The sequence below is a fragment of the Halogranum rubrum genome (assembly GCF_900114455.1).
Lineage (GTDB): Archaea > Halobacteriota > Halobacteria > Halobacteriales > Haloferacaceae > Halogranum > Halogranum rubrum.
In genome coordinates this window covers 1,231,266-1,244,461 of sequence record NZ_FOTC01000001.1, presented here as the reverse complement: position 1 = coordinate 1,244,461, position 13,196 = coordinate 1,231,266, and the positions used below count along the sequence as shown (strand labels likewise).

General features: G+C 62.5%; 15 protein-coding genes and 1 tRNA gene. 3 read left to right on the top strand and 13 right to left on the bottom strand.

Annotated features, from left to right (window positions below; all coding sequences use genetic code 11):
- Positions 1-5 precede the first annotated feature (5 nt).
- The 4 genes from BM083_RS06075 to BM083_RS06060 form a co-directional block, all read right to left on the bottom strand.
- Positions 6-902 (bottom strand): alpha/beta fold hydrolase, encoded by an 897-nt coding sequence (locus tag BM083_RS06075; RefSeq protein ID WP_245756859.1) that lies wholly within the window; start codon positions 900-902, stop codon positions 6-8.
- 117 nt (positions 903-1,019) lie between these two features.
- Positions 1,020-1,424 (bottom strand): DUF4864 domain-containing protein, encoded by a 405-nt coding sequence (locus BM083_RS06070; RefSeq protein ID WP_089867127.1) that lies wholly within the window; start codon positions 1,422-1,424, stop codon positions 1,020-1,022.
- 92 nt (positions 1,425-1,516) lie between these two features.
- Entirely contained in the window at positions 1,517-1,837 is a 321-nt protein-coding gene (locus tag BM083_RS06065) for a DUF7977 family protein (protein ID WP_089867124.1), read from the bottom strand.
- A complete protein-coding gene (locus BM083_RS06060; protein WP_089867123.1) occupies positions 1,827-2,867 on the bottom strand; it encodes a zinc-binding dehydrogenase in 1,041 nt (346 codons plus the stop codon). Before BM083_RS06060 ends, BM083_RS06065 begins: the two co-directional genes overlap by 11 nt.
- A gap of 139 nt (positions 2,868-3,006) precedes the next feature.
- Here BM083_RS06060 and BM083_RS06055 point away from each other — a divergent pair, with 139 nt between their 5' ends.
- Both BM083_RS06055 and ilvD read left to right on the top strand, forming a co-directional pair.
- Complete coding sequence (locus tag BM083_RS06055; RefSeq protein WP_218148926.1) at positions 3,007-3,636, top strand: MogA/MoaB family molybdenum cofactor biosynthesis protein; 630 nt, start codon at positions 3,007-3,009, stop codon at positions 3,634-3,636.
- A 120-nt stretch (positions 3,637-3,756) separates the two neighbouring features.
- Positions 3,757-5,505, top strand: a complete 1,749-nt coding sequence (gene ilvD, locus BM083_RS06050; RefSeq protein WP_089867118.1) for a dihydroxy-acid dehydratase — start codon at positions 3,757-3,759, stop codon at positions 5,503-5,505.
- Between the two features lie 35 nt (positions 5,506-5,540).
- Here ilvD and BM083_RS06045 read toward each other — a convergent pair whose 3' ends face one another.
- From BM083_RS06045 to BM083_RS23945, 8 genes are all read right to left on the bottom strand, one after another.
- A complete protein-coding gene (locus tag BM083_RS06045; protein ID WP_089867115.1) occupies positions 5,541-6,512 on the bottom strand; it encodes a WD40/YVTN/BNR-like repeat-containing protein in 972 nt (323 codons plus the stop codon).
- 53 nt (positions 6,513-6,565) lie between these two features.
- Entirely contained in the window at positions 6,566-6,994 is a 429-nt protein-coding gene (locus BM083_RS06040; RefSeq protein WP_089867108.1) for a hypothetical protein, read from the bottom strand.
- Positions 6,995-7,183: 189 nt separating this feature from the next.
- Positions 7,184-7,564: a DUF1428 domain-containing protein gene (locus tag BM083_RS06035; RefSeq protein WP_089867105.1), complete on the bottom strand. Its 381-nt coding sequence runs from the start codon at positions 7,562-7,564 to the stop codon at positions 7,184-7,186.
- A 404-nt stretch (positions 7,565-7,968) separates the two neighbouring features.
- Positions 7,969-8,039: transfer RNA gene (locus BM083_RS06030), tRNA-Pro, on the bottom strand.
- A 108-nt stretch (positions 8,040-8,147) separates the two neighbouring features.
- Positions 8,148-9,014, bottom strand: coding sequence for an RNA-guided pseudouridylation complex pseudouridine synthase subunit Cbf5 (locus tag BM083_RS06025; protein WP_089867102.1), 867 nt, complete (start codon positions 9,012-9,014; stop codon positions 8,148-8,150).
- Positions 9,015-9,016: 2 nt separating this feature from the next.
- Entirely contained in the window at positions 9,017-9,595 is a 579-nt protein-coding gene (gene cmk / locus BM083_RS06020) for a (d)CMP kinase (RefSeq protein WP_009375287.1), read from the bottom strand.
- A gap of 209 nt (positions 9,596-9,804) precedes the next feature.
- Positions 9,805-10,722, bottom strand: coding sequence for a DUF106 domain-containing protein (locus tag BM083_RS06015; protein WP_089867097.1), 918 nt, complete (start codon positions 10,720-10,722; stop codon positions 9,805-9,807).
- A 341-nt stretch (positions 10,723-11,063) separates the two neighbouring features.
- The gene (locus BM083_RS23945) at positions 11,064-11,198 is read right to left on the bottom strand and encodes a hypothetical protein (RefSeq protein WP_281244163.1); all 135 of its coding nucleotides are present in this window, start codon (positions 11,196-11,198) and stop codon (positions 11,064-11,066) included.
- 347 nt (positions 11,199-11,545) lie between these two features.
- Here BM083_RS23945 and BM083_RS06010 point away from each other — a divergent pair, with 347 nt between their 5' ends.
- Entirely contained in the window at positions 11,546-12,085 is a 540-nt protein-coding gene (locus BM083_RS06010; RefSeq protein WP_143085685.1) for a hypothetical protein, read from the top strand.
- 388 nt (positions 12,086-12,473) lie between these two features.
- Here the strand turns inward: BM083_RS06010 and BM083_RS06005 are convergent, their stop codons facing one another.
- Positions 12,474-13,100, bottom strand: a complete 627-nt coding sequence (locus BM083_RS06005; protein ID WP_089867088.1) for an adenylate kinase — start codon at positions 13,098-13,100, stop codon at positions 12,474-12,476.
- Between the last annotated feature and the right edge of the window lie 96 nt (positions 13,101-13,196).

The following is a 13,196-nucleotide window of genomic DNA, read 5'->3' as shown; positions in this document are numbered from 1 at the left end:
ACAACTTATTCGTCGAAGAACTCGACGAGCGCGTCGCTCACACGAACCGGTTCCTCGTGGTGAACCCAGTGAGTCGCGTCCTCACAGAGCATGAGACGTCCGTCGTCACAGAGGTTCACGCTCTCGCGAGCCATCGACTTTCGGAGGAACTTGTCGCGTGCCCCCCAGACGACGAGCGTCGGAACGGTCACGCGCATCTCTTTCGGGCGGGGTCGGCTTCGAACCATCGCGCGGTACCAGTTGAGCATCGAGCGGAACGCACCCGGTTGGCTCCACGCTTCCCGATAGCGCTCGAAGTCGGCGACGGTGAACGTCCCGGGGAGACTCGTCCGGCGCATCGTCCGGACGAGCATGTCCCATCCGTGGAACCGTGAGACCAACTCCGGAAGAAGCGGGAGTTGGAAGAACACGACGTACCAACTGCGGAGTTTCTGGTCCCAGTGTCGCCGGAGCGAGCGCCCGAGTACGTGCGGGTGGGGGACGTTGATGGTACAGAGTTTCTCGACGCGGTCCGGATAGTGGAGCGCGACCCACCACGCGACCATCGCGCCCCAGTCGTGACCGACGAGATACGCCTTCTCGGCTCCCGTCTCGTCGATGAGTCCGACCACGTCGCGGGCGAGCGTGTCGAGGTCGTACGCGCCGATACTCTTCGGTTTGTCACTGAGGTTGTAGCCGCGCTGGTCCGGGACGACGACACGATAGCCGGCGTTCGCCAGCGGCCGGAGTTGGTCGTGCCAACTGTACCAGAACTCTGGAAACCCGTGGAGGAGGACGACGAGCGGTCCGTCTTCGGGACCTGCTTGGACGGTGTGCAAGCGGACGCCGTTCGTCTCCACGTAGACCGACTCGCCCGGCTCTTGGGCCGGGAACCCCTCCGGTGTGCCGGACTCGACGTTCATCGCTATCAGTGCGCACTCATCAGTATTAGCGATTGCGCGCGTCTCGCTGGGGCCGAAGCGACGCAGAGCGTGGTCGGTGAGTTGGAGACGAGAGTTCGAGAGGGACGAGAACGCGGACTACGCGAGTTGTACGACCGCTTCGGTGAGCCAGCAGTCGGCAAACTGGCCTGCCACCTGCCGAGCGAGTCTGAACTCGTAGACCGTCTCGTGGCCTTCGTGGTCGACGACGGTCACCTCTTGTCGAGCGTCGTCGTCGGCCAGTTCGATGGGCGTCGTTCCGACGCGGTCGAAGTCGAGGAGCGGTTCGTAGCGCTCGCTGTGGACGACTTTCGAGAAGCGTTCGAGCGGACCGACGACGCGCCGGACGGCGGGCGAGGCGAACACGAAGGCCGTCTCGATACCGCTACCTGGGTACGGGTCGTCGTTGGTGCGGAGGGCGACGAGTTGGAGTTCGATTACTTCTTCGGGAGCGAACGACGGGTTCGGGCGCGGTAACCCGTGGTTGACGTACTGTTCGTTCATACACTGTGTTATGGCGTGTCAGGGCATATACTTGCTCCCCCTTCCACGGTGGTAGTCACAGCCTACCGCCCGAATTCGGGCGTTTGAACGAGTTAGTCGTCGCCGTTCGCCGCGGCCGTCATGGTCCAGACGGCGGTCAGTCCGAGGAGAAGTGCGGGCAACATCGGGAGCGCGAGAAACGCAGCGACGTACGGGATGCCGAACGACGCCGGAATACCCGGAAAGAGGTAGATGCTCCCGGGAACGACGAGAAACGAGAGGACGACGACGACGACGAGGAGCCATCCTTGCTGCCCGAAGTGCCCCTCGGGCGTCGACGCGTCGCTGGGCGGTCCGTCGGTCGCGGTCGCGTCGTCGGGCCGGTGGACGTAGCCACCGCCGGTTCCGCCGTCGTAGTCGGTCTCAGAGCTCACTGTCGGGGATTACGACCACCTTCCCAAAGCCCTCACGGTTTTCGACTATCTCGTGGGCGCGGTCTGCTTCGCTCATCGGGAGCGTCTCGCGAACACGTGGCTTGAACGTGCCGTCCCAGACGAGTTCGAGGACGTCGTCGACCTGTCCGGGCGTCGCCATCGTCGACCCGATGACGGAGAGTTGGTTCCAGAAGATACGGTTCAGGCCCGCGCCGGGGTTCGGTCCGGTCGTCGCCCCGCAGGTGACGACGCGGCCGCCCTTCGCGAGACTCTTCAGCGAATCCTGATACGTCGCCTCGCCGATGTGGTCGACGACGACGTCGACGCCGCGCTTCCCCGTCAGTTCCTTGACCTGTTCGGCGAAGTCGTCTTCTTCGTAGTTGATGACGTGGTCCGCCCCGCACTTACCGGCGTACTCCAGTTTCTCGTCTGTCGACGCCGTCGCGAATACCTCTGCACCGGCATAGTCGGCAATCTGGACCGCCGCGTGACCGACACCACCGGAGGCCCCGAGCACGAGTACCTTCTCGCCGGGTTCGATGTCCGCACGGTCGATGAGCATGCGCCACGCCGTCTGGAAGACGAGCGACGCCGACCCGGCGACTTCCCAGTCGACGTGGTCCGGGACGGGGACGAGGTTGGCCTCGGGAACGGCCGCCTTCTCGGCGTGGACACCGCGGACGTGTTCGCCGATGATGTGGAACCGGACGCACAGCGACTCGTCGCCGTCACGACAGAACTCACACTGCCCGCAGGCGACACCGGCGCTGACGGCGACGTGGTCGCCCTCCTCGAACCGCGTCACGTCGTCGCCGACGGCGTCGACGACGCCCGCGGCGTCACTACCCGGGATGTGTGGCATGTCGAGGTCGACGCCCGGTAATCCCTTTCGCGTCCAGATGTCGAGGTGGTTCAGCGCACCGGCTTTAATGTCGACGAGTACCTCGTCGTCACCCGGTTCCGGGTCGTCGAACTCGTCGTACGTCAGTACGTCACGGTCACCGTGCTCCGAGAACTGAACGGCTTTCATCTACGTGGTCCGTCCACGGGGAGGTGTAAAACTGTGATGTTTCGCGTAACGTCTTGCACCTTGTTCGTCGATTGTCGAGAGAGCGGAGCGGAAGTAAAGATGAGTGCGATTTTTCCACTCACGTTCTGAACTATCGCACATGAGCGACGAAGGTAACGGCGGCGAACGCCACCACCACGGCACCCACGACAGCCACGAACACAACCACCACGAACCGGACGAACGGGGCGACCACGATGGACACGACCATCACCATCACGACGTCGACACCGTGCAGTACGCCGTCATCACTGTCTCTTCGTCTCGGTCGCTCGACGAGGACCCGGCAGGCGACGCCATCGAGGGAGCCATCGAGGCTAGCGGCGGCGACGTCACCGTCAGAAGTCTCATCGACGACGACTACGACGGCGTCCAAGCGGAGGTCCACAACCTCGTGGGCCGCGACGACGTCGATGCGCTCGTCACGACGGGCGGAACGGGCGTCACGCTGGACGACGTCACCGTCGAAGCCATCGACCCCCTGTTCGGCAAGAAGCTTCCCGGGTTCGGCGAACTGTTCCGGCGACTCTCCTTCGACGAGATAGGAACGCGCGTCGTCGGCACGCGAGCGACTGCCGGTGTCGCCAGCGGCGTTCCGGTGTTCTGTCTCCCGGGCAGCGAGAACGCTGCCCGCCTCGGGGCCGAGGAGATTATCGTCGAGGAAGCGGGGCATCTGGTCGGGTTGGCACAGCGTGGCGGGGAGAGCGAAGACGACGACACCGAGGAGTGAGTTCGCACAGGGAGTGACACGTCAGAACATCGCCGACGGCATCGCGTCACCCACGTTCGATTCGACAGCAATCCTTGTCGTGTCGCGTCCATTTATCAGGCTCCGAAGCAACTCCTCGCCATGAGCAACCAGCAGTCGCCCGAAGAGCAGAGTCCCTTCGCGGGCGAGAAGGACGACCGACTCCCGAGCCACGAAGTGACAGAGGGTGCAGAGCGTGCACCCCACCGTGCGATGTTCCGCGCGATGGGCTTCGACGACGAGGACCTCTCGTCGCCGATGGTCGGCATCGCCAACCCCGCCGCCGACATCACGCCGTGTAACGTCCACCTCGACGACGTCGCACAGGCGGCTATCGACGGCGTCGACGACAACGGTGGGATGCCCATCGAGTTCGGCACCATCACCATCTCCGACGCCATCTCGATGGGGACCGAGGGGATGAAAGCCTCGCTCATCTCCAGAGAGGTCATCGCCGACTCCGTCGAACTCGTCGCCTTCGGCGAGCGACTGGACGCCCTCGTCACCGTCGCCGGGTGTGACAAGAATCTCCCCGGGATGATGATGGCCTCCATCCGCACCGACCTCCCCTCCGTCTTCCTCTACGGCGGGTCCATCATGCCCGGTCAGCACGAGGGCCGCGACGTGACCGTCCAGAACGTCTTCGAAGGCGTCGGCACCTACGCCGAGGGGAAGATGAGCGCCGACGAACTCGACGATTTAGAACGTCACGCCTGCCCCGGTGCGGGTTCGTGCGGTGGGATGTTCACCGCGAACACGATGGCCTCCATCTCCGAAGCACTCGGTCTCGCACCGCTCGGCTCTGCCTCCCCGCCCGCAGAGTCCGAGGAACGTTACGACGTCGCCCGTCGCGCCGGCGAGGCCGTGCTCGAAGCCGTCGAGAACGACCTGCGACCCTCCGAGATTCTGACGAAGGAATCCTTCGAGAACGCCATCGCCATCCAAGTCGCCATCGGCGGGTCGACGAACGCCGTGCTCCATCTGTTAGCACTCGCTGCCGAGGCCGACGTGGACCTCTCCATCGAGGAGTTCGACGAGATTTCGCGCCGGACGCCGAAGATTGCGAACCTCCAACCCGGCGGCACGAAGGTGATGAACGACCTGCACGAACAGGGCGGGCTACCGGTCGTCGTCCGCCGACTGGTCGACGCCGGTCTGTTCCACGGCGACGCCATGACCGTCACCGGCCGCACCATCAGCGAGGAACTCGACCAACTCGACCTCCCCGCAGACGAGGACGTCTCGGGCGACTTCATCTACACTGTCGACGACCCGTATCAAGAGGAGGGCGCCATCAAGATTCTCACCGGCAACCTCGCGCCGGACGGGGCAGTCCTGAAAGTGACTGGTGACGACGCGTTCCACCACACCGGTCCCGCCCGTGTCTTCGAGGGCGAAGAAGACGCGATGCGCTACGTCCAAGAGGGTCACATCGAGTCGGGCGACGTCATCTGCATCCGTAACGAGGGACCGAAAGGCGGTCCCGGCATGCGCGAGATGCTGGGCGTCACCGCCGCCGTCGTCGGACAGGGTCACGAGGACGACGTCGCACTTCTCACCGACGGGCGGTTCTCCGGCGCGACGCGCGGGCCGATGGTCGGCCACGTCGCCCCCGAAGCGGCCGTCGGCGGCCCCATCGCCCTCCTCGAGGACGGCGACGAAGTGACCGTCGACATCCCCGAGCGAGAACTGTCGGTCGACCTCTCCGACGAAGCGTTGGAAGCGCGAAAAGACGACTGGGAACCGCGCGACGCGCCGTACACGTCCGGCGTCCTCGCGAAGTACGCCAACGACTTCGGCTCTGCGGCGAACGGCGCGGTGACGAACCCCGGCGCGAAGAAACAGGACTGAGCGACCCGACGCGACGTTCTTCTTTATCGACTCGACTACAGGAGCAACAGCAAGTCGACGACGCCGTAGGCACTCGCCGTCTCCTGACTAATCGGAACACGTCCAGCAGGGTCGAACCCCGGCCCGGACAGAACCGTTCCGTCGTTGCATCCCGCGAGTACGGTTGGCCCCGACGACGCGAAGGAGATGGCGAACCGCTCGCCGACGTCGGCGAGACTCGGGTCGTCGCTGGCGACGTCGCCGACGTAGATGGCCGCGTCGGGCGTGTCCCACCGCGGCGGCGACGCGTTGACCCCCGTGTAGAAGCGACTGTCGTTGACGAACACCGAGCGAGCGTAGGGTCGGTCGCCGATGTGCACGGCGGTCCACGTCGCTCCGGCGTCGCGGGTGCGGTAGACACCGCCGCCGGTCGCCGCCAGCCACTCGTCCGGCGAGACGGCGACCAGTCGGTGTACGTCGTCGCTCTTCTCAGTCGCTTCTGCGCTCTCGTCCGGCAGTCCCGCCGAGACGTCGCGCCACGTCTCCCCTCGGTCGTCGCTGACGACGACACCGCCGATTTCGATGCCGGCGACGATGCGATTCGGGTCGTCGGGATGCCCGGCGAGGGCGCGGACCTGTGCCTCGTCGCGATAGGAGACGGTCGGCCACGACTCGGCTTCTGGAAGGCTATCGAATCCACACTCGACCCACCCGCCGTCGTTCGGGTCGTCGCTCGGTTCGTCGCAGCGGTAGACCGCTGGTGGCGCACCCGCCGCGTAGAGCGAGTCGCCGAGCAGAAGCACGTCCTGTACGTCGTCGAGTGGCAGACCCACGTCGTGCCAGTCCGTCCAGTCAGCGTCGCCGGAGGCGTGATACAGCCCAGTTCCGGTGGCGGCGTAGACACCCCCGGTCGGCCCTCGGCGGAGGCGACGGGTCGCGTGCGGGAGTACCTGTTCAGCGTCGCCGTCGTCGAATGGCGGGAGCGGCGTTCGGTAGAGGCCGTCCGGTGTGGCAGCGAGTAAATGCATGGGACGAGTTCTCGATTCTCGGTTATTGACGTATCGGTTCGTGGAGGGGTTGACTACGGCTCGACGACGACAGTGACGTTCGTCGTCACCGGTGTCTCGTGCTGGCGAGTCTCGTTTCGGACGATGACGGGGTAGTGATACGTTCCCGAGGATGCGTCGGCGGCGACACGGACGGGCACCCTGACCAGGACGAGATGCCGAGGTGAGTCCCACACCCAGTTCGGGGGATAGCTCTCCTCGACGAAGTCGGGTCGGGGGACGACCATCGCGTCGTCGTGAGCGAGTTCGACACCCGGTATCTCCTGTGCCGACCCGACACGCATCTCGGCGACATCCGTCGCTCTGACCCAGAGGAACGCCGAATCGCCCGGAGAGACGGTGACGGTGTCGGGCGTGATGGTCGGCGTGTCCGATTGTGTGCCCGTACAGCCGGCGGTGACGACGCAGAAGAGGAGAGTGAGTGAGAGGAGGGACTTGTGCATACGGCTCGGTGGCGTGGGAGTGTCAAAAGATTGGGTGAGATATTCAGGATGGAGTTAATGCCGACTCGTCGATGATGTTCGGCTCCTGGCTCAGTCCGTTCGTACTTCGTCCGCGTCTCTGTGCACCTGAAACGCATCTATGCCAACCACTGAGAACGTAGCGCAGAGAAAGAAGGGCTCAGTTCGTCCTCAGTTTCCGTGGCTGACGAGAGAGCGGAAGCCGCCGTAGGTCATTCGTTTCGGGTCGAAGGGCATCTCCTCGTCGACGCTCTCGGGGTCCATCGCAGGGTCTTGCATCACTTTTGCGTTCACCTCGTCGCGGTGTTCCCGCGACTCGAACACGATGTACGAGAACACGACCGATTCTTCCTCCCCGCTCTCAGTGAGTTGTGGGAAGGTCCGAACCGGCATGTCGCCCATGTCGGGGTCCATATCGTCTCCGACGCCCTCGAAGTACTCCAGTGCACCGTGTTTGATCCACAGTTCTCCGGCCTCGTCGGCCATTTCTCGGTATGTATCGAGCTTATCGTTCGGAACAGAGAGGACGTACCCATCGACGTAACGACTCATAATATCTACTGGTCTTCTGAGGGCATAAATTCGTAGCTCCGACCGACAGAACGTCTTCTACCGCTGTTTATCAGGCCTACAGAGTCACGATGGTAAACTCGCTCTTCGGCACCTTTCTCGACTCTTCGAAGGTAGAGAGACGACACAACTCCAGATGAACTGTCCACCGTACGCGTGACTCGTCGGTGTGTTTCTACAAGGCCTGAGACAACACAGTGGCTGTGCTCAGGATGTTGCGAGAAAAGCGGCAAATGGAGCCGCTTTACTTTTATATGGTATGGGACCGCCGAGATTCGAACCGATGCAAGACGTGCTCGCTTCGCTGCGCGTGACTTGCAGGACTCGAACTCGCCGCTCGTGACGAATGCACGCGACGCTGGCAGCGCAGCGTCGCGAGAAATTAGTGGGACCGCCGAGATTCGAACTCAGGTCCTACCGACCCCATCGGCAGAGGATACCACTACCCTACGGTCCCGTTGTGTCTGCTGTTTTTCCGCATTACAGGCGACGGCCGACTGTCGTTTAAGGCCTTCGCTTCCCTCGCGTGCGCGAGAGACGGTGGCACGCGTTTCCCTCGTCTCGCTCAGACGAGAACGCGTTCGAGGCGGACCACTTCGCCGCGCTCTGCGTCGGCGTCGCCGACGAGTCGCCCGAGACACACCACTGCGTCGTCCGGATTGTAACAGGCGACGAGTGCATCGCGGTCGATGCCGTCGTCGGCGTCGATGACGCCGGGAGCGTAGACTTGCGCGCCGTGGGCAACTTGTTCGGCGGCACTCGGGGCGATAGTCACCCGAGGCAGATGCGCCAGACTTCGCTCCGCCGGGGCGACGACCTCTCGGAGTAACGCTTCGTCGCCCTCTTCGGCGAACGCGAGTGCGTCGGTGAAAGTGTGGAGGTTCACGAGATTCGAATCGTCGAACGGGTCGGTTCGCGTTCGGCGGAGATGGCCCATGTGCCCGCCCGTGCCGAGTGCGAGACCGATGTCGTGACAGAGCTTCCGGATGTACGTCCCGCTCTCGCAGTCGATACGGAGCAGCACCTTTCGGTCTTTGACTTCCAGTACGTCGAGACCGTATATCGTCCGCGTGCGGAGTCGCCGGGAGACGGCGCTCTTGCGCGGCGGTTTCTGGTACAGTTCGCCCTCGAACTCGCTGACGACGCGGTCCAAATCCGCTGGTGCAGGGCCGTGGAGTTCGAGCACGGCGACGTACTCTTTCGTGCCTTCGAGGAACACCTGCGCGAGGCGTGTCGCGTCCCCGAGAAGCGTCGGGAGACAGCCAGTCACCTTCGGGTCGAGCGTCCCGGCGTGGGCCGCCTGCTCGACACCGGCGAGGTCACGGACCCATCCCGAGACTTGGTGGGCCGAGGGACCCGGCGGTTTGTCGAGGTTTACGACCCCGAAGTCGAGCAGTTCGTCGACGTCGCGTTCGGCAGGCGGGCCTCGCATAGTTAGAAGTCGTAGACGACGTTCTCGACGGGTGCTTTCCCTTCGTCGCTGTCGGGGTCGTAGGAGTCGACGGCCGTCGTGAGCATGCCGAGGACGCCCTCGGGGCTCCAGCGAGCGGTGTTGTAGACGATGTCGTAGATGCTCCGGTCGCCGATGTCGATGTTGTAGTACTCCTCGTAGCGCTTGGCTTCGCTCAGTTCGCGGCGGTCGGTCTCCTCGCGGGCCACGGAGACGGCTTTCTCCTCGCGGTCGGCGATACGCTCGGCACGGATGTTGAGCGGCGCGTCGAGCCAGATGCGGATGTCCGCTTGCTCGGCGGCGAGCCATCCAGCGAGCCGGGATTCGAGGAGCACGTCGTCTCGTTCTTGGGCGATTTCGTACAGACGCCGGTCGAGGTCACGGTCTATCTGGTCGTCCTCCTCGGCGAGTTCGTTGAACTCGACCGGAGAGTAACCGCGTTCGGCGGCGAGTTCGCGGAAGATGTCGCCGCCGCTGATGTGTTCGAGTCCAAACGCTTCGGCCAGTCCGGCCGCAGTCGTACTCTTCCCGCTACCCGGCGGGCCAGAGACGGTCAGTAACATACCGTATTTCGGTCGGTGCCCCTCAAAATGGTTGCCGTTACGAGCCGTGAGTGATGTGTGCGAACGGATAACACAACACGCGGGAATACCGACGGGCGCGCTGACGTGTGAGATGTTTGCAACGGAAACCCGCTCTCGACGGACGCTGTTCGTCACAATGTCCGGTCACGGCGAGAGAGAAGTCGAAAAGAGCGGTGAAGCTAGTTGAGTTAGCTCGTCGACGGCGTGGTGCTGATGTTCAGCCCCTTCCGGATGATCTGGGTGAACGCCATCGAGCAGAGGAAGTACCAGATGATCCACGTCTGGATGGGACCGAGAATCTTTTCGGTCCACTCGACCGACCCGTTCAGCGGCAGCACGAGTGGCTGGAGGTCGACGTGAACCGGGTTCCCGCCGATGCCGATGGCCCAGTACATCCACAGGAACACCGGGATGGTGAGGAACATGATCCACACCATCGGGCGGAACTGCTCTTTGAACATCCCCATCTGGTCGCCCATCGCCTCCATCTGCTCTTCCTGGATGGCTTCGAGCGCGGCGTCGTCACCGGCTTCCTGCGCCTCTTTCCGGCGCGACTGGATGTCCTTCATCCGCTCTTGATACGCGCCCATCTTCTCCATGTTCATCAGGTTCGCCTGAAGGAGCGTAGAGTAGAGGCCAGTTCCGAGTGCGAGCACCATCACGACGGCGTAGAACGGTAAGAGTTCGGCCAGCGGGCCGAGGACGACGTCCATCGCGCCGCCGATGACGTTCCGAACCTGCGTGACGGAGTAGCCGAGGAAGAGACCGACCGTGACGACGGCAGCCCCTTTGTCGTACTTCGACCACGACGTCCCTTCGACGTCGTCGACGCCGGAACTCGACGTGCTCGTCGTACTCGTGCTCGACGACCCGTTTTCGAGTCCTTCGCGGGTCGCACTGGGGTCGGCTAACTCGAAGCCCTCGTCACCGTCGACGAGGACGCCTTTCTCGATGAGCCGACCCCACTGTCCGCTCGTGATGTCGTTCTTGACGTCGACCCACTTGACTTCGCCGTCCTCCGAGCGGGTGAGGACAGTTTCGATGGCCCCTCGCATCTCCGGGTCGTTGGAGACGAGCGACCGAACCTTCGATTCGATACGTGCCATTACCCGTCTGTAGGCAACCACCGTTTATCAAGCTTTTACTCTGCCGCTCGTCCTCGGTTCGCGCGAGGACGAGTACAGTGAGAAGGTTGACAGCTATCGGTGAGCGTCTATCGAAAAGGACAACGACGCTCGCCAAGAGCAGAAGAGCAGTCAGTTTCGAGGCGTCATCCAAGACTATGTTCGGTAGCTAGCACAGATTAGCGTCGACTGCAACCGAGTGAAGTGACTCGTCCGTCAGAAAGGGCCAACTTCTCTTCTTTTCTTTTCTCTCCGAGTAGCGGTTCGATTTTTCCGGCGTCGTCACTCCGAACGGAGCGGATAGTAGCGCGTGAGACGCCGCGTCACGTCGTCGACGAGTACCCGTTCCTCGATGTAGTCGTTCCTTCGTTCAGTGGGACGCCCGTCTCGTGGCCGACCCGTCGACCTTCGGTTCGGATATCCTCGGTATCAGAGGTGTAGTCGGTGTCGACGACCATCAGACGATACGAACCGTGCCGAGAGCGATTGTCAGACCAGCGAGTGTCTGTCTACTAGAAGTGTCTAATCCGAAGAATAGTTTCACACGAACAATCCGCCGATTACTACAGTGTAACTGCCCCTCATCCGAGCGATGTTTCGGCTAAGTGGCAGCATAATCGACAAACCAAACCGACGTCGTCAGGGTCGCAGGGTAGACATTCTGTCGGTGTCGATTTTACGAGTGTCATCGTATTCTACTCGAAAATACTGATAAATCAGCGAGTTTATTCGAGAGACTAAGATGAGTAACTAATACGAGATTCGGCGATGGTTGGGATGTCGGGAACTCCCCGGCAGATGGACAATGTTAGGCAAATTTGGAAGACAGAGTCTCGTCGTGTTCGTCGTCGCAATCATCGCCCTGAGCGGTTTCGCAGGTGTCGCAGCGGCGGGGCACAACTCAGGTGACAACGACGCGAAACAGGAACAGAAGAGCGACGCCAGTTCGTGGGCGAAGCAGTTCGGCTGGAAGAACGACGCTCGACAACACCAAGACAACACGCAAGGCCAGTTCGGCAAGCAGAAAGGTAAGGAGAACAAGCTGAACCAGCGCCAAAAGAACTACCAGACCCAGTGGGCCGAGCAGTTCGGTCACAAGAACGACGCTCGACAGAACCAGAACAACGACCAGTACCAGGAAGCCGAGCAGCGCGGCAAGTACAACAAGGCCCGACAGAACCAGTACAACGACCAGTACCAGGACGCTGTCCAGTACGGCAAGTACAACGACGCTGACCAGAAGCAGAAGAACAGCCAGTACCAGTCGGCAAAGCAGAGCGGCTACAAGAACACCGCAAGCCAGTCGCAGTCCAGCAGCCAGACCCAAGTCGTCTACCAGGGCTGAGCAGTCTGAACTAACCACCTCCAGCACGAATCAGCGCCTCGGTTGACTCCTCTCCACGCGAGGTTACGTCTCCCGATACGGGCCGACTCGAGCAGGAGTTCTATTTTCGTCCCTTCGATTCGCTTTTCGGCAGTACTTCTCCACGAGCAGTCGCTCTCTCGTCTTCGGCCACTCCCAAGTGGTGCCACTCGTTCGAAGGCGTAGAGTCGGCTTCGAGCATCGACGACTCGTCTCTCTCGGCTCCATTCGACAGCGACGACGGGAGGAGCGACTGCGAGACCGGTCGCTTACGGTGTGAGTACCTGAAGGCGGATGAACGTGGAGGAATCGATGTACGCAACCTCCACGTAGTGACTAACCGTCTTCTACCGATTCGCCGACTGGTCGATTAGTCGCGAACTTCGGAGGCGATGCGCTCGAACACGTCGTCGGGGGTTCCCTCGCCTTCGACTTCGACGAGTGTGCCCTTCTCACGATAGTGCTCGACGACGGGTTCGGTGTTCTCGTGGTAGACGCGAAGACGTTCGCGGACGGTCTCTTCGGTGTCGTCGTCACGCTGAACCAGGTCGGCACCGCACTCGTCACAGACGCCTTCCTCTTCGGGTTGATTGAACTCGACGTGGTAGTTCGCGCCGCAGTCGGGACAGACGCGGCGGCCGGTGAGTCGGTTGACGAGTTCGTCCTCGGGGACGGCGAGGTAGAACACGTAGTCGAGGTCGGTCACGCTGTCGAGGTACTCGACCTGCGAGAGGTTTCGCGGGTAGCCGTCGAGGACGTAGCCGTCGGCGTCTTCGAGGGCCGTCTTGACGATTTCGTTGACGACGGGGTCGGGCACGAGTTCGCCAGCGTCCATGAACGAGGCGGGCGTCCCGTGTTCCGTCTCCACATGCTTGTTCGCCCGAAGTGCGTCACCCGTCGTGACGTGTTCGAGGTCGAATTCGGTGGCGAGTCGCTTGCTCTGTGTTCCCTTTCCTGCACCCGGCGGTCCGAGCAAGAGTACGTGTTCGTCGCTCATACCCTACCCGTCCCACTCCGGGGTTAAAATCTTGTAGAAAGCCGCGGCTTTGTCTGGCGAGCGACCACGCGCCGGGCGAACCCAATAAATCAGCTA